This is a genomic window from Wenzhouxiangella sp. YN9 (genome assembly GCF_056324165.1).
On sequence record NZ_JBJNIP010000100.1, the window covers coordinates 248,446 to 267,716 of the forward strand.

The following is a 19,271-nucleotide window of genomic DNA, read 5'->3' on the forward strand; positions in this document are numbered from 1 at the left end:
TGAAAGGTCAATCGACCTGAAGTGAAAACGCCCCGGCTCCCCGGGGCGTTTTCTTTTATAGTGTCGAGTCGACCACACCACGGATCGACGCATGCGCATGCTCAATCACGACAAGCTGACGAGAGCGCTTTTGCTGCTGGTCACGCTGGCCATGAACTTGTCGGCACTCGCGGCACCAGACGGGGTGGTTGTTGTGCGCCACGCCGAAAAGGCTGACAACGGTACGAGCGACCCGGCGCTGAATGCAGCCGGACGCGAGCGCACGCGCGCACTTTCCCGATCTCTTCGGCAGGCTGAAATCGCCGGCCTGATCGCCACGCAATACCGGCGCACACAGCAAACGCTATCCGGCCTGGCTGAACGTACGGGGCTGGACATCATCACGGTACCGGCACAAGCAGGTGAAACGGATGCACACGTCGCCGAAATTGTCTCGCAGGTCAAGAGCATTCACGCGGCGGGCCTGCTGGTCATCGCGGGTCACTCCAATACCGTGCCCGCCATCGTCGAGGCGTTGAGCGGGCAATCGGTCCCGCCGCTGGACGAAACCGACTACGACCGAATGTACGTCCTGCTGCCGACCGGCTCAGGCATGACGGTCGTGACCGCACGATACGGCACAGCAGCGCCACCAGGGGAGGCGGCAAGCATCAGCCGTTGACGTGACATATGAGCGAGATCTTGCCACCGCGTACGTAGACCTGGATGGTCTTCTGCCGCAGGTAGAAGTCGTAGCGCAACCCTGCTGCTCCGCCATGGCGGTTTTCCAGCCGGATCACCCGATCGGGCTCGTGACGCAGCACCTTGCGCTCCGAATCACCGACCTTGAGCAACTCGTTGCCCAGGCGGGCCGATGAAAGCTCACAGCTGGCCTCGGTGACCGGCGCCAGCACCAGAACGACCACGAAAAGCAGCACACGCATGACTTCCACCCTTTATGACCCAGTGGCGAAGCAGCTTAGCATGCGGCAGCTGAGCGGCGGCTGAATCACCCGCGGCGGCGCTGGCGCCACTGCCGGGGCACTCCCCGACTGCAACCTCAGGGCAGCCAGAAATCGACGCGGCCTTTCAGCTCCTCGATATCCTCGGCATACATCGCCTGCAATCGTCTCTTCTGCTCATCCGACCAGGGGTCGAAGCGTGGATACTCCGACCCCACCGGATAGCGCTCGCGGGCGCGTCGAATCCGTCGCCGCCCCGGGCGGACGCCGGCATATCGACTCAGCTCGGCAATCGCTCGGGCCGAAAAACCGGATTTGGGAGGTGAAACAAGCGGCGGCGGGAAGGACTCGACCGCACCACCAGCGTAGAAGCAAATGATGTCTTCGGCGTGGTCGCGGTAGTCTTCGTAGCGCCACAGGTGAATCGGCACACCGGGCAGCGCAGCCTGAAGATCAACTACCACGTCAGTCCAGCGACGAGCGGGAAGGTGCGGCTCGAACGGCTCGAACGGGTGGCGCCAGAGGCGCTCTCCCCAGGCCGAAGGCAGGAAGGTATCGTAGGAGCGAATAGCCATGAACAGCTCGAGGTCGCAGTCGGCGAAATACTTCAGGGCGGCGGCCGGCTTCTGGTACATGCGCATGACATTGGCCGAGTTGCCCAGAATGTTTTCGTCCGAAAACAGCCAGGTGCCCCGATGAAAGCGATGCCACGGCAGGAAAGGACGCCCCTTGCGAACCGGAGAAATCAGAAGGCGCCGCAGTCGCTTGAGCGGCACATAACGGCTACCCCTGGCAAGCCGGCACCCCGCCAGCGTCATCTGCAGGTGGGTACTGGCGGTCTTGTGTGCGCCAATATGGAAGCGGATACGGGTCATTCCGGAGAGTCGACTATTTGCTGCCCTCGCGGTAGCGCAGCTGAACGCCGCGCACCCAGGTTCGCATCCGCGTGTTCCAGCCCGGTTTGTGATAGCGCCCCTTGGCCTGATGACGAATCCGGTAGATGCCGGCCACCGGTACCGGCATGCCTTCGCTGCCCAACAGCCAGCGGAAGGCGCGGTCCTCACGCGCCTTGGCAAAGCGGTCGGTGGGCTGCTGATAGACCGCAATATCGCGACAATAGCCGCAGGTTCGGGCGACATCGCCATGAGTGATCTGCATGGCGCCCACCGCGCGCGTGTAGTCGCGGCGTGAAAAGGCGGCCGGATCGATATCCACCAGCCGCGGTTCACGCGCGGCCTCGAGCACCGGATCGCCGGGCTCGTAGACCGGTGAGACAAATTCATGAGTGGGGTAGACCAGAACGTCGCGCCGTCCTTGAAGGGCATAACCCATGGCATCCAGGCAGCCGTCGCGAAACAGCACGTCACAGTCATTGAACCAGACCCAGTCGGCCTTGCTGTCGAGTGCGGCCCGGTTGCGGCCAATGGCACGGCGAAACAGCCGCGGCGGGTCCACCGCCTGCCAGTTCCAGGTCACATTGGGTACTTCCATGCCGCCAAACAGCTTCAGCAGAGCCACGGTATCGGCATCTTCGGTCGCGTAGAACACCGTCATGGTCACGTCGATCTCCTGCGGCGGATCGTTGACCAGAGAGCTGAGCTGATAGGCCAGCAGGTGGGCATAACCCCAGCAGTGGCTGACGATCTCGATGTGCAGCCGCCCCTTGCGCGCAGTCCGTTCGGATGCCGGCGGCGCCGGTTTCTGAAACCAGCGCGCCGGCAGTTTCAGGCTGACCGCCAACCAGATGGCGGCCAGACGAAGTCGATACCCCAGCCCCCCTGCCGGAGCAATGCTTTCAGACATGGGCACACTCCCGAAGGCCGCAGCAAGGGATCCGTGATGGAAAGAATCTCGAGTCGTTCAATGAAAGCATGATGTCGTCGGCAACCGGAACGCTCATAGACTAATCGTGGAGCGTCATCATGGCAAACCCTCGTCGCTGACGGAACCGTGCCAGGCCCGACCGTGACCACTCTGGATCATGCCGGCGACTCCGCAGGCAACCGCTACAATATCGTTCCCGGAGCATGCCGGAGCCATCAGTGAGCACAGGGAAATACCACACCCCCGTACATGACTCACCGAATGGCGACGTACTCCAGAACCGCAGGAACGCACCAGGGACCCGACCGCATGATTCAGCAATGGGGCGAACTGACCAGCGAAACACTGGCGACAATGACGGCGCGGCGGCCGGTGGCCGTGCTGGTGCTCGGCGCGATCGAGCAGCACGGCCCGCACCTGCCGCTGGCCACCGACTCGATCATCGGCGAGGGCCTGCTGGCCGCCGCAGCCGCAACGCTGCCCGAAGACTTTCCGCTGATCGCCCTGCCCACGCTCGAGCTTGGCGCCAGCGACGAACACGCCGGCTTTACCGGCACCCTGAGCCTGCCGGCCGACCAGATGAAACACCAGGTCAGAGCCATCGGCGAAGGCCTGGCGCGCGCCGGACTGCAGCGGCTGGTGCTGATCAACGCCCACGGCGGCAACATCGGCTGGATGGAAGATGCTGCCCTCGCGCTCAGGCGCCAGCACCGGCTGCTGGTCGTCAAGGCCAGCTACATGCAATTCAACGCGCCGGCCGGGCTGGTCGGCGGCGACGAACTGCGCGATGGCCTTCACGGCGGACAGGCCGAAACGGCCATGATGCTGCATCTGGCACCCGAGCTGGTCGACATGAGCCGAGCGCGAAACTTTACCCCCCGCCATGCACACGGCGACCCGCTGCCGCCCGAAGGCGAAGCCTCATGGGCCTGGCTGGCCGAGGATCTGCACCCTGACGGCGTGGTCGGCAACGCCGCAGCCGCGACCACGGATCTGGGCAAGAGTCTGGTGGCCCACTATTCCGGAAGGCTGGCCGACATCCTTGCTGCCTGTCGCAACAAGAACTGGCCGCCCCCGAACGTATAGCTGGCCGTGCGGCTCGCCGGGAGGCTACTCGCCCAGCACCTCGTCGAGCAGGTGCCCCGAGCGGCTGGCCTTGGCCTTGAGATAGCGGCGATTCTGGGGCGTGACCCGTCCGTAGAGCCCCTCGCGAGCCACCACGTCGATGCCGCCTTCATCCAGCGCGCGAACCTTGGCCGGGTTGTTGGTCAGCAAGCGTACGCGGCTGATTGACAGATCGGTCAGGATGTCCACCGCCACGCGATAGCGGCGATTGTCGTCGCCGAAACCGAGCACCCGGTCGGCCTCGACCGTGTCCAGCCCGGCGTCCTGCAGTTCATAGGCGCGCAGCTTGTTGGCCAGGCCGATGCCCCGCCCCTCCTGCGCCAGATAGAGCAGCACCCCGCCGCCGAGCTTTTCGATGGCGCGCACGGCGTTTTGCAGCTGCTCGCCGCAGTCGCAGCGCAGGCTGCCGAACAGATCGCCGGTCAGGCAGGCCGAGTGCATTCGCACCGGTACCGCGTCGGCCCACTCACTCGCCTCGCCGATCAGCACGGCCACGTGCTCGCGCAGGCCGTCGGGCTCGCGAAAGAGCACGAAACGCGACCGACCGGATTCACCCAGCGGCACGTCGGCCTCGCTGATCCGGCGCAACATCCCGACACCCGACTCGAAGCAGCGCTCGGCCACGCCCGCGGGCACGCGCAGCAGGCTGCCGTCGGCCACGGCCTGATCCACCGCCACCTGCCTGCTGCTGTCGACCCGCGCGGTGAGCACAGCCGGCACCAGCAGGGCCCGCCGCATCAGCGCCAGCGCGGCGCGCTCGCCCGGGCCGGCCGGCCGCAGCGCATCGAACAGCTCGTCGTGCGCTCCACCAGCGGCGGCAGCAGCGCAGTAGAGGCTTTCGGAGCTCAAGCCATCGCCCCGTTTCAGCGGCAGCGAGGCGGGCTCAGTCTGCCGGGCAAACCCCATCGCCTGCAGGCGATGGCCAGTCAGCGTCAGCGCCGGCGCGCTGCCGGCAGTCGCGAAAATATCGGTCAGCTCGGCATCCCCGATCGACTCCATCGGGTAGACCAGCAGATCGGAGTCCGGCTGTTCGTCGCGGGCCCGGATGACGACCGGCAGACCGCGGCGCAGATCAAAGATGGCTCGTTCTACTTGATGCATGGGTTTCTCGCGGCCTGTGCCATGATGTCTTGCATGAGCGATGAACTTACTTCAAATGGGGCTCGATTGCGTGAATTGCCAGCTTATCCCACCGCCAAGCGCGCCGCAGGCGATCATTGCGACCGCATCTGGCGGCTGCTGATCGAAGCCCGGCATCACGACTGGGCGCACCATTCGACGCTGCGCGCCGCCCTGCCCCATGGCGAGGTGGCGATTCATCGCTCGGGCGACTGGCATGCCGAAACCCGGCTCGACGGCGGCTCGGGCGCGCTGCTCGACGTTTTCGCCCCGATCGTCAGCGCTGAGCGGATCGTCATCGCCCAGCTCGGGCAGAGCCTGGACGGGCGCATCGCCACGCGAACGGGGCACTCGCACTACATCAACGGGCCGGTGGCACTGGAGCATCTGCATCGGCTTCGAGCGCTGGTCGACGCGGTGATTGTCGGCGCCGGCACGGCCTGCGCCGACCGGCCTCGCCTGACCGTGCGCCACATCGACGGCCCGGATCCGACGCCCGTCATCATCGACCCGCGCGGCCGGGTGCCGGCCGAAGGTCCGCTCTTCGACGACACGTCGCGTTCGCGTCCGGTGCTTCATCTGATTGCCGAGCACGCCGAACCGGCACCGGCACCCGATCACGTCGAGCGCGTTCGGCTTGCGGCCAGCGACGGCGCGTTCAGGCCGGCGGCGATCGTGGCCGCGCTCGAAGCGCGCGGGCTGCGGCGGCTTCTGGTCGAAGGCGGCGGCGATACCGTCTCGCGCTTCATGGCCGCCGACGCGCTCGACCGGCTGCACCTGCTGATCGCACCGCTGATCATCGGCTCGGGACGCAGCGGGCTCGACCTGCCCGCCATCGACCGGCTCGACGACGCCCGCCGGCCGCCCGCTCGCAGCTTCGCGCTGGGAGAGGAGCTGCTGGGAGAGGAGCTGCTGGTCGACGCGCCGCTGCGCTGATCCGGGCAGCGCCCGGACGGGGTCAGGTGCGCGGCCGCAACAGCAACACGACGGCACCGGGCAGCGACCCGATGAGCACCACGATGCCGTAGGCGATCGCCAGCGCCGCACCCTGCTGCGCCGGCAGCCCCAGTGCCAGCCAGACCGAGGCGGCGGCCGCCTCCCGGAAACCCCAGCCGGCCACCGACAGCGGTATCACCATGGTCAGCAGAATCGGCAGGGCCACGGCCAGCAGCAGGCCGAAGCCGACATCGATACCCAGACCACGGCCGATCAGCGCAAAAACCAGCGCATAGCTGAACACGATCACCACTGATGCAGCGAGCTGCCGCGGCCAGGCGCCGGGCGAGAGCAGCGCCCGCTGCACGGCCCGGCGCAGCACGCGCCAGTGATGCGGCCAGCGACACATTGCGGCACCGGCGGCCACCGCGACCAGCAGCAGCACGAGCACCGCCCAGAGCCGGATTTCGCCTGCCCACTGCCACAGCGCGACCAGCAGATCGCGCCAGGCGGGCACCAGCACCAGGACCGACAGCGTGGCCAGCACCGCCACCACCTGACCGGAAGCCCGTTCGATGACCACCGCCTGCCAGGCCGGGCCGGCTGCGTCGCTGTGGCGCGCATGCCGGTGCGCGCGCAGCGCATCGCCGGCCACGCCGCCGGGCAGCGTCTGGTTGACGAACAGCGCCAGGTAGTAGTCACCCACCGCCCGCGACCACGGCAGCGACAGCCCCAGACGCGCGCTGGTGAATCGCCAGCGCCAGGCCGAAACCAGCGTCTGGACGACGGTCATCGCCAGCGCAGCAATCAACCAGGCTGGCGAGATATCGGCCACCCCCGCCACGATGGCGACCGGATCCAGCCACCAGGCCAGGCCGGCCAGGATCGCCAGGCTGACGGCCCAGCGCAGCCCGACAGCGAAGCGGCGCAGTTCAGCCATCGCTCGTCGGCAGGGCAAGGACATCCACATGGCCGATGCGGAGCCCGACGGCGCCGTCGCGCAGCGCGGCCAGGCGCCCGCGCTGCCAGCGCTCGATCCAGCCCCTTGTCTGTCCCGCGGCAACCGCCAGCGCAGCGCCGGCCCAGTCGGCAACCAGCGCGCAGCCGAGTTCCACCGTTCGTTCACCGCCGGCTTCGAGCCACCAGTCCGAGCGCTCCATCCGAACCTGCAGCCCGGCGCGCTCCAGCGCCTGCGGCAGACAGTGCGCGGCATCCGGGCCCAGCGCCTGGCCCAGGCGCTTGTCTTGCCGCTGATGGCGGTTGAACAACTCGACCATGGTCTTGTCTTCGGCACTATCGGTTGCCCGTCCCTGCGCATCGACGAACCCGCGGCAGCCATCGACCGTCAGCGCGAAAAGGCCGAGCGCGCCGCTGCTGGCCAGCCGCTGCGCCAGCGCCTCGGTCCACTCGCGCGAGACCAGATCGAACAGCGCCGAGGCCGTGACCAGATCGGCGCCGGCCAGGTCATCGTCGGCCAGTTCGGCCAGATCGAGGCAGCGTGTCTCGACCGTCACGGCCGGCCGATCACGCGCGCCATCGACCGCGGCTCGACGCGCGGTTGCAAGCAGCGTCGGGTCACGATCGAGCAGTCGCCAGTGCTGATTTTCGAGCAGGCGCGGCGCCAGCCAGCGCAAGTTGCTGCCCGTGCCCGCGCCCAGATCGACGACCTCGAGCGCGCCCCGCCCGGCCAGCCAGCGCGAGGCGAGAGTGGCCAGCTTCCGCGAACGTGCGGCGGCGTCGGCTGGCTCGCGCAGCGCCAGCCAGCCGCTGTCGAACACCGCGCTGCCTTCAGCCATCAGACCGGCGACGCCTTCAGCGCAGCGGCGAACGCCCGCCCGGCCGCCGGCCAGTCGCGCAGGCCCTCGCGCCGGGCTGCGGCCCGCTGCGTCAGGGCGTGACGAAGATCGGCGTCGTCGAGCCACCTGCCAAGCGCTTCGCGAAGGCCGTCGGCATCGCCCGGGGCCACTTTCAGGCAGCAGTCGTCCGGAGCGGTAGCGGCCAGCGCGCCGCCGGTGGTGGTAATCATCGGCAGCCCGCGGGCAAACGACTCGCTCACTACCATGCCGTAGCCCTCGTAGTGCGATGGAAGAACGCAGGCCGAAGCCCGGTGATACTCGGCGGCCAGGATCTCGGCCTCGCACTCGCCAAGGTACTCGATGCGGTCGGCCAGCCCGGCCTTGCCGATGGCGGCAACCATCTGTTCGGCCCAGGCGGTATCGCGCTGCATCGACCCGGCCAGCACGCAGTGCCAGTCGCGATCAGCGAGCCCCGCCAGCGCCCCGATCAGCACGTCGTGCCCCTTGCGCGGCGTCAGGGCGGCCACGCACAGCAGCCGCTGGCGGCCGCTGTTCTCGCGCCCTTCCAGGCGCGCGGCGGCACGATCGGCCAGCGGCGCGGCATCGACGCCGGGCTCGATCACGTCCGCGGCCCGGTCGTCGAGCCCCAGAACCTGCAGGCGCCGGGCCGTGAACGCGCTGGTGACGATCACCCGATCACAGGCTGCCAGCGCCCGTTGCTCGAGCGCCAGAAAACGCGCGCGCGCGGCCGCGTCCAGGCCGGTCTCGTCGGCCAGCGGATGATGAACCAGCGCGCTGATATCGAGGCGTTGAGACTGCCCGGCCAAGGCGTCGGGCAGGCCGCCGAGGGCCAGGCCGTCGATGACCACGTGCGCGCCGTCAGGCAGCCGCCGCAGGGCGGCGTCCATCGACTCGCGGGCCTGGGTATCGGCGTCGGGAAAGCGCCCGGCAAGTCCGACGACTTCGACCGACCAGCCCAGTCGGCGAAGCTCGCGCACGATCCGTGCATCGTAGAGAAAACCGCCGGTACGCTGGTCGGGGTCGCCCGGCACGATCCAGGTCAGCGCCTCGCTCAAATCGCCGCCTCCCAGGCCGCCCGCGCAAGGTGAGATTCACTGAGCTCGACCCTCAGCCGCGTCAAACCCGTTGCCGCCGGCCCCAGCCGGCCTGTTGCGATGGCGCTGGCCAGGCGCTCGAAGATCACCCGCGCCATGAACTCGGTCGTCGTGTTGCGGCCGGAAAACTCGTCGATCTCGTCGAGATTGCGATAATTGAACTCGGCCAGGATCTCGCCGAGCACCTCGCCGGCCAGGCCGATATCGACGACGAGATCGTTGGCGTCGAGTTCGGGGCGCATGAAGCTGGCCTCGACCACGTAGGTGGCGCCGTGCAGGCGCTGAGCGGGCCCGAAGGCCTCGCCGTCGAAACTGTGGGCGATCATGAAGTGATCGCGGACGGTCAGTGAGTACATCGCGGATTCCCTCTCCTCGTCAGGTGTCATCGCAAGTGTCATTGCAATGGTCATTGGATTGGCCGGGCGGCTCGCCGTAGTCGACCCGGTGGCAAAGCACCTCTCCCGGGCCCTGCAACAGCGGCGGCAGGTCTTCGGGCAGGGTTTCGAAAGCACTGGCGCCGGAGATCAGCTGATCGAGCGCCGGATCGGCCAGCAGCGTCAGCGCCAGCGCCAGCCGCCGGCGGTGACTCCAGCGCGGCTGCCGCTTGGGCGGCAGTTGCCCGACCTGGCTGCCGATCAGGCGCAAACGGCGCGAATGGAACGCCGCGCCCAGCGGCACCGCCGGCCGGCTGTCGCCGTACCAGCTCATCTCCACGACCCGGGCCTGATTGCCGGCCAGGCCCAGCGCGGTGCCCAGACCGGCCTCGCTGCCGCTGGCGTGGATGACCACGTCGCGCTCGGCAGCGGCCTGTTCAGGCAGGGAAAACCCCACCCCCAGGGCAGCAGCCAGGCGCTCGCGCCGGGGCAGAATATCCACCAGCGCGACCTCCGTTCCCGGCATGCGCCCGGCCAGCCAGGCTGCCAGGGCCCCGACCGCACCCGCCCCGACCACGGCCACGCGATCACCGGGCCCGATGCCGGCATCCCACACGCCGTTGATGGCGGTTTCCAGATTGGCCGCGAGCACCGCGCGCGCCGCGGGCACGCCCTTGGGCAGCGGCAAGACGGCCGCGGCGGGAACGACAAAGCGATCCTGGTGCGGATGCAGACAAAACACCTGCCGGCCGATAAGCGGGCCCGGCCCGGCCTCGACCACGCCCACCGCGCTGTAGCCGTACTTGACCGGCGCCGGGAAGTCGCCCTGCTGAAAGGGCGCGCGCATGCGCTGATGCTCCGAGGCCGGCACCCGGCCGTGAAACACCAGCGCCTCGCTGCCGCGGCTGATGCCCGAATGCAGGCTGCTAACGCGCACGTCCCCAGCAGCGAGCGCCGGCAGGGTCTCGGGCCGGATCTCGCCGCGGCCGGGCGCGATGGTCCAGAACGCTCGGGCGATGTCGGTCATCTGGCGGGGCTCGCTTCGTCCATTGGTCGATCATCACGATAACCCAGTGATGCCCGCGTTGACGTGCCCGTTCGGCGTGATGTGCGAGTATGTAGACGTGATGCACACCACAGTGTGGAGGCACGGCAATGCGCAAACCCGCGATTGTGGTCGACCTGGCCGTCGGTGCCGGGCTCACCGGAGCACTGGCGCTGCTGCTGGCCGCCCCAGAGGCCGCGGCGGCCGTAATCACCGCCCTGAGCGTTTATCTGGCGGTCTCGGTGTGGCTGGTCATCGCCCGGCGCGATGACGCCGCGCTGGGCTGGGCCAACCGCGTGACCCTGCTGCGCGCGGCCATCGTGTGCGCCCTGGCCGGCACGCTGGCCGAGCCGGCGCTGTTTGTCGATCGCGCGCAAGCCATCGTCGCGCTGGTCGTGCTCGTGCTGACGCTCGACGGCCTTGACGGCTGGCTGGCACGGCGGCTGGAGGAGTCCAGCGCCTTCGGCGCGCGCTTCGACATGGAAACCGACGCCGCCCTGATCCTGGTACTGTGCGCCGGCCTGTGGCTTTCGGGCCTGGCGCCGGCCTGGGTGCTGGCCATCGGCCTGATGCGTCCGGCTTTCCTGGCCGCCGGTCTGATCCACCCCGCGCTGTCGCAGCCTCTGCCCGAGAGCTTCCGCCGCAAACTGGTCTGCGTCGTGCAGATCGGCGCCCTGCCGGTCGCCCTGCTGCCCGGCCCGCCCGAGGCGCTGCGCCTGACGGCGCTGGCCGGCGCCCTGCTCGCCCTGATCGCATCGTTTGCCATCGACACGACTTGGCTGCTGCGTCGGCATCGACTATCCGCAACCCCCGAATGGAGGACACCATGAAAACCATTGCAGAGCTTCGCTGTATCCCGACCGCGCTGGCGCTGGGACTGGCCACCGCCGCGGCGGCCGAACCCGCTACCTTCGAAATCGACGCGGAACACTTCTCGATCGGCTTTCTGGTCGAGCACGTCGGCTATGCTGACACCCTCGGGCAGTTTCTCGAAGCCGAGGGCCATTTCGTCTACGACGAGTCGGCCAACGAACTGAAAAGCGGCGAAGTCACCATCGAGGCCGACAGCGTGTTCACCAACCACGAGCGCCGCGACGAGCATCTGCGCGGCGGCGATTTTCTCGACGCCGGCGATCACGACAGCATTCGCTTCGAGGCCACCGACTGGCAGCCGTCCGAAGACAACCCCGAGCGCGGCACGCTCGAAGGCGAACTGACCCTGCTGGGCAAGACCCGCCCCGTCGCGCTGGAGGTGACCATCAACAAGGCCGCCGAATATCCCTTCGGCCACGGCGAATACACCCTGGGCATCTCCGCACGCACCACCATCGAGCGCAGCGAGTGGGGCATGACCTACGGCGTCGACAAGAACCTGGTCGGCGACGAGGTCGAACTGATGTTCGAGTTCGAGGCCAACCGGCAATGAAGCATCTGCGTGTGCGTGTGTGGTGTCAGCCCTGATGAGGCCGTAGTACCACGCCGTCACGCAGAATCCGGTGGGGATCGGGAAAGTTCTCTCTGGCGGCAGCGGGAATCACTCGCCATGAGGTGTCGGGATGCGCTTCCTGGAAATGTCCGAACGCTTCAGCGCCCGGCCCGCTGATCTCGCCCACCACCAGGCGCCCGACCATGCCGGCGCCTTCGTGCGGGATGCAGAAATAGTCATACACACCGGGTACATCGAAGCGGCGCTCGAAAGCGTCTCCGGGATTGACCAGATAACCGGAATCCCAGGGCTCGGCTGAAGCGGGGATGCGCAAGGGGCGCGAGCCGTTGGCGGGGTGATAGGCGGTGACGGTATGCACGCCCGACTCGTTGAGCCAGCGCACGGTCTGACCTGGCCGCACAAACAAGCCGATTGGCGAGTAAGCCACCGTCGCACCCGAGCGATCGCTTGTTATCCGGATGGTAACGTGGTCACCAGCGTCAGCGCCGCCAGCCCGAACCACCCCGGCCGCCCCGGAGGCAACCAGCATGGAAAGTCCGGAGTAAACGAGAAACTGCCGCCGCTTCATCGTCTTCAGTCCAACTTGGCGGTGTCGGAGTCGACGTGCCAGAGAACAATGTGATAGTGCGGCTCGGCAACTCCCGGATGGCCAGCGTTGTACTGAATATCGGTCTCGGCCACCACCCGCCCGGGCGTTGCCAGAGAATCGAACGCTGCGTGCTCATTCAGATCATCCAGGGGAATCATGTAAATGGTGGACACCAGCCTGTCGTCGCGGTCATAGGCCAGAAAAGGCCCCGCCGGAAGCGTCTCGGGCTGAACATAAAGCGCGCCCATCCCGGGAATGAAATCCGGCAGCGGCACCAGGTCGCTTACCTGGTCATAATCGGCACGCAGATCCGTATCCGAAACCGGGCTTTCGTCTGCGCCAGCCTGAACAGCAAAGCCCAGAAGCGCAGCTGCAAAAGTGGCAATGATCAGATTGTTTTTCATCATGTTCTCCTTGGAAAGTATGTATCGGCTTGCTGTGAGTGGCCCTTGATTACTTGCGTCAGGCAATGTTCAGCTTTTCGAACACGACCCGCACCATTCGGTCGCAGTCGTGTCCGGCAAAGCTGAAAGTCGATCCCAGAACGTCTTCGAGATCATGGGAAATACTCTTCTTGATAAGCTGTCGCGCCCGGTAAACCCGCGTCTTGACGGTAGCCGGCACAATTTCCAGAACTTCGGCAGTTTCCGCCACCGAGAGCTGCTCGATCTCGCGCAGCACAAAGGCGGCGCGAAAGTTATCCGGCAGTGTGTCAACAGCCTTTTCAAGCAAACGCCGAAGCTCGCGTTCATGAACGCTGTGTTCAGGCGTTCTTGTCTCGACGCTCCGCTCATCGGCCGAGTGGCCTGACGGCGTTCGCTCATCATCGAATCGGACCACCTTGTTTCCATTCTTCCTGATCGTCATCAGCGCCTCATTTGCAACGATTCGCGAAAGCCAGGCACCGAAGCCATGCGGCCCCCGGAACTGGGCAAGAGACTGAAAAGCACGGATATAGCCGTTCTGAACGGCATCCTCGGCCTCCGGAGGGTTTCTGAGAATGCTGCGCGCCACGCGGAAAAGTCGTTGGTTGTAACGCCGCATGATCAGCTCAAACAACGCCTGCTCACCGGCACGGATGCGCGCCACGACTTCAACGTCGGACAGGCAGTCCAGGCTGGGCCGGGGTTTGGAAGAATCCATCTTTGTCCGAGGCATCGCTATGCTTCCAGGCTCGTATTTGACACCCCATTGATGCAGCTGCAGGCAAAAGGGTTCCCGCAACTCAGCGTACACTTCTGCGGACACTTGCCCGTCGAGCGTCAAAAGCTGTTCAGATGCTGCTGGTGGCAGGGCGCTGCCAACGCGGTCTGCGTCCGCTGGTCAGCGCCACTTACGCGCTAACGCGCCGCGGCCTCCGCTGCCGCGTCGGTCAAAACCATCAGCTGCGACAACACGATTCCTGCCCTCGCTTTTGGCCCTGTAGAGTGCTGCATCGGCGCGCTGCAAGATTGCTTCAAAGGCTTCGCCACGGCATCCGGCAGCGTAACCGACGCTGATGGTCACGCTGATGACATCATTGGGAACGTGAATCGAAAAGTGTTCGCTTTCGCGGCGCAGGCGCTCAGCTCCCAGACGCACGGCTTGTTCATCGGCGGCAGGCAGCAGCACCAGAAACTCTTCCCCGCCGACGCGGCCAACAACAGCTGCGGCATCCGCCAGTCGCTCCAGCTCACCGGCCAGCTCGGAGAGCACAGCGTCGCCGGCCTCATGCCCCCAGCGGTCGTTGATCGACTTGAAGTGATCGATATCGACCGCAATGACGCCCAGCACTGGCTGTTGCGTGCCCTGCTCGGCCCAGTCGTCGACAACCTCTCTGATGCCGCGTCGATTAAGCAGGCCAGTCAGTGGGTCCCGCCGAGCCTGATCAACGTGTCGGCAGGCCAGCAATGAATACTGCAGCGCCAGAAAACCGACGGCCAACGCGAGCATGAACAGCATGGAGCCGACGCTGAAGGTCACCCCATGATAGGTTGCCGGTATTCTTGCCGTGGTCGGCAGAAGCTCGACGGCGCTGCCGTAGGCCCACAGCAGCAGCGGCAGGTACGCCGCGGCAACCCATCGCAGGGCGCGATAGATGCCGGCCATTTCCCGGCGCGGCGGCCTTGCCAGGGCAGCAAGCAGGGCGACGAGGAAAACCGCCTGCCCGAACGCCGTCGTCACCACTCGCCAGCGCGCGTTCGGATAAGCCCACTCCCACAACAGCAGGCTGGCGACCGAAATGCCGATGATCAAGGCAATCAGCCACCGGTGCGGCGATTGCTGCGCAAAACGCCAGAAGCCGACCAGAATACAGACCGAGCTGAACGCGAAACACAGGTGATTGCCGACAATGAGCATGCTGTCGAGCACGCCATGCTCGGTGACAACGATGAACAGCAACAACCCCAGACCGTGCAAGGCGAGGCCCCAGGCCCACCAGTGCGTCCCTGATCGGTGCTCCTGACGATTGCCCGTCCAGACTATCAGGCCGGCCAGCGTTATCTGAATAATGGCTCTCGCCACCGCAAGCGTCGGCACATCGATCGACGGCAGGGTCATCAAGGCATATTCCATCCGACGTCCGGGTCAAGGCCACCGGACTGCTGGCCCGGCAAGAATGTGGTTCAGATTCGCACCGGATCAATCATACGTCAGCTCGATGCCTACATAAACGCTGCGGCCGCTTCCGGGTTCGAACAGGGCGGCATCGGGTGCAGCCACATCGGTGATGCTGGCGCTCGCTATGTAGTTCCTGTCAGCGAGATTGCGCCCCTCGATGAACAGCGACAGCGCGTCCGAGCGCCAGCCTGCCCGGGCGTTGAGCAGCGTATAGCTGGCGGTTTGCAGGCTGTTGGCGTTGTCCACATGGAAGGGCTTCGGCACCCACTCGAGTCCGGGGCCGATGAACAGCCCGCTGGTATGGGTATACAGCAATTCGCTGCGCAGATAATGACGCGGAACGCCCGGAATTCTGTTATTGCCCCAGACGGGGTCACTGTCGAAGTAAAAATCGTTATAGGTATAGGCCAGCTGCAGCTCCAGGCCGTCGGCCGGGGTGAGTAGACTCTCCGCCAGCTTCCAGCCCAGACCGGCCTCTGCGCCCTGGTGCACGGTCCGGTCGAGGTTGGTGGTTCGGTCACAGATGTTCCAGGCCGTCGACACACACTGAAACTCGTTGCTGATGCGCGCGTGATACACGGAGACATCCCACGACAGGCGGTCGTTGCCCCCGCGAGTACCCAGCTCGAACGTGGTGGCGCGCTGAACCTTCAGGCGTTCGAGCGCCGCCCGACTGTCAAACTGCATATCGTCGAACGTGGGCGGCTCACCGCTGCGCGAGATATTGCCGTACACGGCAAGCGATTGGTTCGGCTGCCACAACATGCCGAGCTTCGGATTGAACAACGCATAACTCTTGCTGCCGGACTCGGGCACCGGCTTGAACTGATCGGTGCGTTTGCGTCGGGTATGCAGATACTGCAGGCCGGCAATCAGAGACAGATCATGCGCCAGCTCGAGCCGGTTTTCGCCATACAGTGTGGCGCTGGCAGCCTTGTTGCGCACGCGGTCGGTAGGCGCAGCCTTGACGCCACCGTGATTCTCGAACTGCCGGGCTTCAACATCGCCGCCCGACAGAGTCAGCCCGAGCACGGCATGATTTTCACGGCCGGCCCATGAAGACTGATTTTCCAGGCGCGCATACAGGCCATAGTCGGTCCGGTCGTGGTCCAGGTACTCATAGATCGGATGATCGAGCTCGCTATACGACAGCCAGCCGCCGAGCTCATAGCGGGTATTGCCGCGCTCCATCACGGTTCGGTTTGCCAGGCGGGCACCATCGACATTGTGTTGCCAGTCGTCGACGATGTTGACAGCTGCGGCCTGCTCGGGGTGCGCCAGCGCCTGCCTGCGCGTCAGCGAGCCGGGCAATTCCTGGCGGGCCCGCAGCCCGGAAAGATAGAACCGGGTCTCGGCCTGCAAACCCAGCTGCCAGCCGATATTGCCGCTGAGGCGCTGTGAATCTCCGCGGCTGTGGTCACGAAAGCCGTCCTGTCGCTGGGCCGAGGCAGTAATGAAACCATCTCCCCCGTCGAACTCCATGCCCGAACTGGCATGGGTCCGCAGCCAGCCGAAGCTGCCAATATCCACGCGGCCGCGGAAACGCTCAGCGTCGGCGCCGCCGGGAGTGACGAAGTTGATTGCGCCACCCAGCGTACCCGAGCCATAGCGCATGCCGTTGGCGCCCTTGTAGACTTCGGTATAGCGATATGCCGTCGGATCCACCCAGGAAAAGTCGCTGCTGCCGTCAGCGTTGTTCATGGGAACGCCGTCCTGATACAGGCTGATCCCGCGCAAATGATAATAGCGCGACAGGCCCGAACCACGAATCGACAAACGGGAGTCGCCGGCCCACTTGGGCTGCACGAATACGCCGGGGGTGAAATCCAGCATGTCCTTCATGGTGGCGGCCTGGGTTTCGCGCCACTCCAGATCGGAGACCAGCGCCACACCACCGGGAATGCGCTCGATGGCCTCCCGCGCCTGCTGCGTGCTCTGTACGGTCAGGGACGAGCCTTGCCGACCCTCGACCTCGATGCGGTCCAGCGTGTCGCCCTCATCCAGCCCTTCGGCGGCCCACAAGGCTGAAGACGCTACGACCAAAATGACGGCCGGGAAAACACTGGTCACCGTTGGGCTGATACAACGGCCGCCGGTTGCGCGACTCACTGGCTGATTCACTGACACGCTGCTCCTTTTTAGTTCATTGGCATGGAAACCTCGCCCGATATCCGCGTACGCTCGAAGTCCGTGACAAGCACCTCGACTTCGACCTGCCACTCCGGCAGCGCCGGCAGCTTGAGCTCGGGCACCTGCCAGCTTCCCTTGTCGGCGCCTGGATGAGCCTTGAAGCGCAAGCGCTCCAGGCCGGCCCTTTCGTTGGAGAAAGCGACCTGTACTTCCTGCGCCTCCAGGGGTGAACCGTCTTCGCCAAACAGTTGCAGGCGAAGCGTTCCGGCGGCATCGCCGTCGCCCGGACGAATCTCGATTTCAGCGCTGGTTCCAGCACTGTGGAGGTGGCTGGCCATGGTCGTCACGGGCAGCGCCGGCGCCAGGTTGCGCGGCGGCGGGGTAAAGCGCCACAGCGCCACCAACGCAAGCACCAGCACCACCACCATGACTTCCAACATGATAACGCGTCGCATTCGCACTTGGTAACCCGTGTCACCGCGCACCACGCCCGCCGTCAGGCGGTAACGATTGAACGCTCCCAGGCCCATCAGCAGACCTACCAGGGCGAGCTTGCCCAGCAGTATCCACCCGTAAGGCGTGCTCACCAGCGAGCGCAGATGATCGACCTGCAGAAAAGCGAGAACCACACCGCTGGCCACCAGCACCACCAGTACCCAGGGGATGACACCAGAGAACCGGGCCAACGCCGACCTGCGGCCGCCATGATGCGAGGCCAGTCGCCGCCCGAGCGGGAGCAGCGCGCCGGCCCATAACACCACCGCCACCCCGTGCAGCCAGACCGCCGGACGCGCCAGCCACTGCGGCGGTGCGATGCTGGCATGGCCGCTGACAGCCAGCGAAAACCCGGCCAGGGCAAGTGCCATCAGCACGGCCAGGACTTGCCAGCGCCGCCCGCCCAGCCGCGCACTCAGGGCCAGCCCCAGGGCAAGCAGGGCCAGGCCCGCCGAGGCACCGGGGCCGGATCCGACGGCGATGCGCCAGACCTGCCAGCGATGAACCTCGCTCAGCGGCAGGTCGAGCGCATCCAGACCGAACAGCCCGAGAGAACACCCCACCGCCCCAGCGCCCAGACAGATCAGCACGCTTGTCAGGCGCGATGCCTTGTGGGCGGCAGCATCGTCGAGGTCAAACAACGCGAAAAAAACTGCGCCGCCCAGGCCAAGGAAAAGACCGACATACAACAGCAGCCGGCTCAGCCAGATCGCGAACCCCCGAGCGGTGCTGCTCTGTTCTGAAACCTCCACTGCCGTGGTTGGCGCGCCGACCGAGAAAAGCAGGCTGCCGCCGATCGGATGACCATCGGCCGACACCACGCGCCAACTCAGCGCGTAGGTTCCGCGCTCATCCAGGCTCTCGGGCAGTGAAACCAGCACGGTTGCCTGCTCATGGGCGATATCTGCAAGCTCGATGCTCTGACCCGCCGGCGTGAGCAAGTTGACCTTCAGCGGTGAAACCGGTTCGTTGAAGCGCAGAACAACCTGTTCCGGAAAAGCGGCCAGTCGCGCGTCGTGCGCGGGTTGCGATTCGATCAGCCCCGCGTGCGCCAGTGCCGGCGGCGCCCACGACAAAGCCGACACCAGGCCAAGCAGGCCGGTGGCCAGCATCAGCAGCTTCCAGCCCAGCAACCTCGGGCCATGGGCGGGGAATCGCTCTGAACATTTGCATTCAGGGGCTGGCGGCAGGCGCGCCGCGCCGGTCACGCGCCGGATTCGATGCGCAGCAGGGGCGCGGGCGAGTCGGAGTTTTCATCCTTGTCGATCCAACGCTCGACGCCTTGCTCGCATTCCTGCACCACGGGCAGATACACCCGCTCTTGTTCGGCCAGATCTTCGGCCAGATAAACCATGAAGGCGAACTCGTCGAACTGGTCATCAGGCAGCGGCCCGCCGGTCCAGACAACTTCCCTGACGCCCGAAGTGATGCGGGCACCGTGCAGATGATAGGCCTGATCGTAGTCGCCCTGCACCATGTCCAGCTGCCACCCGGGCTTGGGCTGCGGCTTGACCGAAATCATGCCTTCGGGGATCTGCACGCGCAGCTTGACCGTGGCCGAACCGCCACAGCCGTGCGGAACACGCAGAACCGTCTTGTGGTAGCTCCCGGCTGCTGCCTGAGCCGTCTCGAGCGTCACATGTGCTGATGCCGTGTGCATCACGACCATGGCGACAGCCGCCAGGCCCGCCTGCAAAAAAATCTTCGCTTGCATTTCGGCTTCCTGCTTCTGGT

The 19,271-nt window shown here is 66.0% G+C and carries 21 protein-coding genes; 5 read left to right on the forward strand and 16 right to left on the reverse strand.

Features of this window, described 5'->3' with window-relative positions:
* Positions 1-97: 97 nt before the first annotated feature.
* Positions 98-661 carry a SixA phosphatase family protein gene (locus tag ACEWQ0_RS09580; RefSeq protein WP_476485201.1) on the forward strand — a complete coding sequence of 188 codons (564 nt, stop codon included), beginning with the start codon at positions 98-100 and terminating at the stop codon, positions 659-661.
* On the opposite strand, the gene ACEWQ0_RS09585 is transcribed toward ACEWQ0_RS09580, so the two are convergent.
* From ACEWQ0_RS09585 to ACEWQ0_RS09595, 3 genes are all read right to left on the reverse strand, one after another.
* A complete protein-coding gene (locus tag ACEWQ0_RS09585) occupies positions 651-923 on the reverse strand; it encodes a hypothetical protein (protein ID WP_476483475.1) in 273 nt (90 codons plus the stop codon). The genes ACEWQ0_RS09580 and ACEWQ0_RS09585 overlap by 11 nt on opposite strands.
* Before the next feature lie 116 nt (positions 924-1,039).
* Positions 1,040-1,816, reverse strand: a complete 777-nt coding sequence (locus ACEWQ0_RS09590) for a hypothetical protein (protein WP_476483476.1) — start codon at positions 1,814-1,816, stop codon at positions 1,040-1,042.
* A 13-nt stretch (positions 1,817-1,829) separates the two neighbouring features.
* The gene (locus ACEWQ0_RS09595; protein ID WP_476483477.1) at positions 1,830-2,744 is read right to left on the reverse strand and encodes a glycosyltransferase family 2 protein; all 915 of its coding nucleotides are present in this window, start codon (positions 2,742-2,744) and stop codon (positions 1,830-1,832) included.
* Positions 2,745-3,074: 330 nt separating this feature from the next.
* Between ACEWQ0_RS09595 and ACEWQ0_RS09600 the strand changes: the two genes are divergently transcribed.
* On the forward strand, positions 3,075-3,851 hold the full coding sequence (locus ACEWQ0_RS09600) for a creatininase family protein (RefSeq protein WP_476485202.1): 777 nt from the start codon (positions 3,075-3,077) through the stop codon (positions 3,849-3,851).
* 24 nt (positions 3,852-3,875) lie between these two features.
* On the opposite strand, the gene ribA is transcribed toward ACEWQ0_RS09600, so the two are convergent.
* The gene (gene ribA / locus ACEWQ0_RS09605; protein ID WP_476485203.1) at positions 3,876-4,991 is read right to left on the reverse strand and encodes a GTP cyclohydrolase II; all 1,116 of its coding nucleotides are present in this window, start codon (positions 4,989-4,991) and stop codon (positions 3,876-3,878) included.
* Positions 4,992-5,024: 33 nt separating this feature from the next.
* Here ribA and ACEWQ0_RS09610 point away from each other — a divergent pair, with 33 nt between their 5' ends.
* Positions 5,025-5,945 carry a RibD family protein gene (locus ACEWQ0_RS09610; protein ID WP_476485204.1) on the forward strand — a complete coding sequence of 307 codons (921 nt, stop codon included), beginning with the start codon at positions 5,025-5,027 and terminating at the stop codon, positions 5,943-5,945.
* A 22-nt stretch (positions 5,946-5,967) separates the two neighbouring features.
* Here the strand turns inward: ACEWQ0_RS09610 and ACEWQ0_RS09615 are convergent, their stop codons facing one another.
* The 5 genes from ACEWQ0_RS09615 to ACEWQ0_RS09635 are packed head-to-tail and all read right to left on the reverse strand — an operon-like array spanning position 5,968 to position 10,257.
* Entirely contained in the window at positions 5,968-6,885 is a 918-nt protein-coding gene (locus ACEWQ0_RS09615; RefSeq protein ID WP_476483481.1) for a lysylphosphatidylglycerol synthase transmembrane domain-containing protein, read from the reverse strand.
* Positions 6,878-7,741, reverse strand: coding sequence for a class I SAM-dependent methyltransferase (locus ACEWQ0_RS09620; RefSeq protein WP_476485205.1), 864 nt, complete (start codon positions 7,739-7,741; stop codon positions 6,878-6,880). Before ACEWQ0_RS09620 ends, ACEWQ0_RS09615 begins: the two co-directional genes overlap by 8 nt.
* Positions 7,741-8,817 (reverse strand): glycosyltransferase family 4 protein, encoded by a 1,077-nt coding sequence (locus ACEWQ0_RS09625; RefSeq protein ID WP_476485206.1) that lies wholly within the window; start codon positions 8,815-8,817, stop codon positions 7,741-7,743. Before ACEWQ0_RS09625 ends, ACEWQ0_RS09620 begins: the two co-directional genes overlap by 1 nt.
* Entirely contained in the window at positions 8,814-9,212 is a 399-nt protein-coding gene (locus tag ACEWQ0_RS09630; protein ID WP_476485207.1) for a 6-pyruvoyl trahydropterin synthase family protein, read from the reverse strand. The genes ACEWQ0_RS09625 and ACEWQ0_RS09630 overlap by 4 nt, the downstream gene beginning before the upstream one ends.
* Before the next feature lie 19 nt (positions 9,213-9,231).
* Positions 9,232-10,257, reverse strand: coding sequence for a zinc-dependent alcohol dehydrogenase (locus ACEWQ0_RS09635; RefSeq protein ID WP_476485208.1), 1,026 nt, complete (start codon positions 10,255-10,257; stop codon positions 9,232-9,234).
* Between the two features lie 128 nt (positions 10,258-10,385).
* Here ACEWQ0_RS09635 and ACEWQ0_RS09640 point away from each other — a divergent pair, with 128 nt between their 5' ends.
* Both ACEWQ0_RS09640 and ACEWQ0_RS09645 read left to right on the forward strand, forming a co-directional pair.
* Positions 10,386-11,105, forward strand: a complete 720-nt coding sequence (locus ACEWQ0_RS09640) for a CDP-alcohol phosphatidyltransferase family protein (RefSeq protein ID WP_476485209.1) — start codon at positions 10,386-10,388, stop codon at positions 11,103-11,105.
* Positions 11,102-11,701 (forward strand): YceI family protein, encoded by a 600-nt coding sequence (locus ACEWQ0_RS09645; protein WP_476485210.1) that lies wholly within the window; start codon positions 11,102-11,104, stop codon positions 11,699-11,701. Before ACEWQ0_RS09640 ends, ACEWQ0_RS09645 begins: the two co-directional genes overlap by 4 nt.
* 25 nt (positions 11,702-11,726) lie before the next feature.
* Here ACEWQ0_RS09645 and ACEWQ0_RS09650 read toward each other — a convergent pair whose 3' ends face one another.
* From ACEWQ0_RS09650 to ACEWQ0_RS09680, 7 genes are all read right to left on the reverse strand, one after another.
* Positions 11,727-12,290, reverse strand: coding sequence for a plastocyanin/azurin family copper-binding protein (locus ACEWQ0_RS09650; RefSeq protein WP_476485211.1), 564 nt, complete (start codon positions 12,288-12,290; stop codon positions 11,727-11,729).
* A gap of 5 nt (positions 12,291-12,295) precedes the next feature.
* Positions 12,296-12,718: a hypothetical protein gene (locus ACEWQ0_RS09655; RefSeq protein ID WP_476483489.1), complete on the reverse strand. Its 423-nt coding sequence runs from the start codon at positions 12,716-12,718 to the stop codon at positions 12,296-12,298.
* Between the two features lie 55 nt (positions 12,719-12,773).
* Positions 12,774-13,577 carry an RNA polymerase sigma factor gene (locus ACEWQ0_RS09660; protein WP_476485212.1) on the reverse strand — a complete coding sequence of 268 codons (804 nt, stop codon included), beginning with the start codon at positions 13,575-13,577 and terminating at the stop codon, positions 12,774-12,776.
* Positions 13,578-13,634: 57 nt separating this feature from the next.
* On the reverse strand, positions 13,635-14,852 hold the full coding sequence (locus ACEWQ0_RS09665; RefSeq protein ID WP_476485213.1) for a GGDEF domain-containing protein: 1,218 nt from the start codon (positions 14,850-14,852) through the stop codon (positions 13,635-13,637).
* A gap of 81 nt (positions 14,853-14,933) precedes the next feature.
* Positions 14,934-16,982: a TonB-dependent receptor family protein gene (locus ACEWQ0_RS09670; protein WP_476485214.1), complete on the reverse strand. Its 2,049-nt coding sequence runs from the start codon at positions 16,980-16,982 to the stop codon at positions 14,934-14,936.
* Between the two features lie 68 nt (positions 16,983-17,050).
* Positions 17,051-18,649 carry a copper resistance CopC/CopD family protein gene (locus tag ACEWQ0_RS09675; protein ID WP_476482187.1) on the reverse strand — a complete coding sequence of 533 codons (1,599 nt, stop codon included), beginning with the start codon at positions 18,647-18,649 and terminating at the stop codon, positions 17,051-17,053.
* A gap of 92 nt (positions 18,650-18,741) precedes the next feature.
* Positions 18,742-19,251, reverse strand: coding sequence for a YcnI family copper-binding membrane protein (locus ACEWQ0_RS09680; RefSeq protein WP_476485215.1), 510 nt, complete (start codon positions 19,249-19,251; stop codon positions 18,742-18,744).
* Positions 19,252-19,271: the final 20 nt, after the last annotated feature.

Coding starts and splice junctions, on each gene's coding strand:
- ACEWQ0_RS09580 (WP_476485201.1), top strand. CDS start 98: ATGCTCAATCACGACAAGCTGACGAGAGCGCTTTTGCTGCTGGTCACG.
- ACEWQ0_RS09585 (WP_476483475.1), bottom strand. CDS start 923: ATGCGTGTGCTGCTTTTCGTGGTCGTTCTGGTGCTGGCGCCGGTCACC.
- ACEWQ0_RS09590 (WP_476483476.1), bottom strand. CDS start 1,816: ATGACCCGTATCCGCTTCCATATTGGCGCACACAAGACCGCCAGTACC.
- ACEWQ0_RS09595 (WP_476483477.1), bottom strand. CDS start 2,744: ATGTCTGAAAGCATTGCTCCGGCAGGGGGGCTGGGGTATCGACTTCGT.
- ACEWQ0_RS09600 (WP_476485202.1), top strand. CDS start 3,075: ATGATTCAGCAATGGGGCGAACTGACCAGCGAAACACTGGCGACAATG.
- ribA (WP_476485203.1), bottom strand. CDS start 4,991: ATGCATCAAGTAGAACGAGCCATCTTTGATCTGCGCCGCGGTCTGCCG.
- ACEWQ0_RS09610 (WP_476485204.1), top strand. CDS start 5,025: ATGAGCGATGAACTTACTTCAAATGGGGCTCGATTGCGTGAATTGCCA.
- ACEWQ0_RS09615 (WP_476483481.1), bottom strand. CDS start 6,885: ATGGCTGAACTGCGCCGCTTCGCTGTCGGGCTGCGCTGGGCCGTCAGC.
- ACEWQ0_RS09620 (WP_476485205.1), bottom strand. CDS start 7,741: ATGGCTGAAGGCAGCGCGGTGTTCGACAGCGGCTGGCTGGCGCTGCGC.
- ACEWQ0_RS09630 (WP_476485207.1), bottom strand. CDS start 9,212: ATGTACTCACTGACCGTCCGCGATCACTTCATGATCGCCCACAGTTTC.
- ACEWQ0_RS09635 (WP_476485208.1), bottom strand. CDS start 10,257: ATGACCGACATCGCCCGAGCGTTCTGGACCATCGCGCCCGGCCGCGGC.
- ACEWQ0_RS09640 (WP_476485209.1), top strand. CDS start 10,386: ATGCGCAAACCCGCGATTGTGGTCGACCTGGCCGTCGGTGCCGGGCTC.
- ACEWQ0_RS09645 (WP_476485210.1), top strand. CDS start 11,102: ATGAAAACCATTGCAGAGCTTCGCTGTATCCCGACCGCGCTGGCGCTG.
- ACEWQ0_RS09650 (WP_476485211.1), bottom strand. CDS start 12,290: ATGAAGCGGCGGCAGTTTCTCGTTTACTCCGGACTTTCCATGCTGGTT.
- ACEWQ0_RS09655 (WP_476483489.1), bottom strand. CDS start 12,718: ATGATGAAAAACAATCTGATCATTGCCACTTTTGCAGCTGCGCTTCTG.
- ACEWQ0_RS09665 (WP_476485213.1), bottom strand. CDS start 14,852: ATGACCCTGCCGTCGATCGATGTGCCGACGCTTGCGGTGGCGAGAGCC.
- ACEWQ0_RS09675 (WP_476482187.1), bottom strand. CDS start 18,649: ATGCTGGCCACCGGCCTGCTTGGCCTGGTGTCGGCTTTGTCGTGGGCG.
- ACEWQ0_RS09680 (WP_476485215.1), bottom strand. CDS start 19,251: ATGCAAGCGAAGATTTTTTTGCAGGCGGGCCTGGCGGCTGTCGCCATG.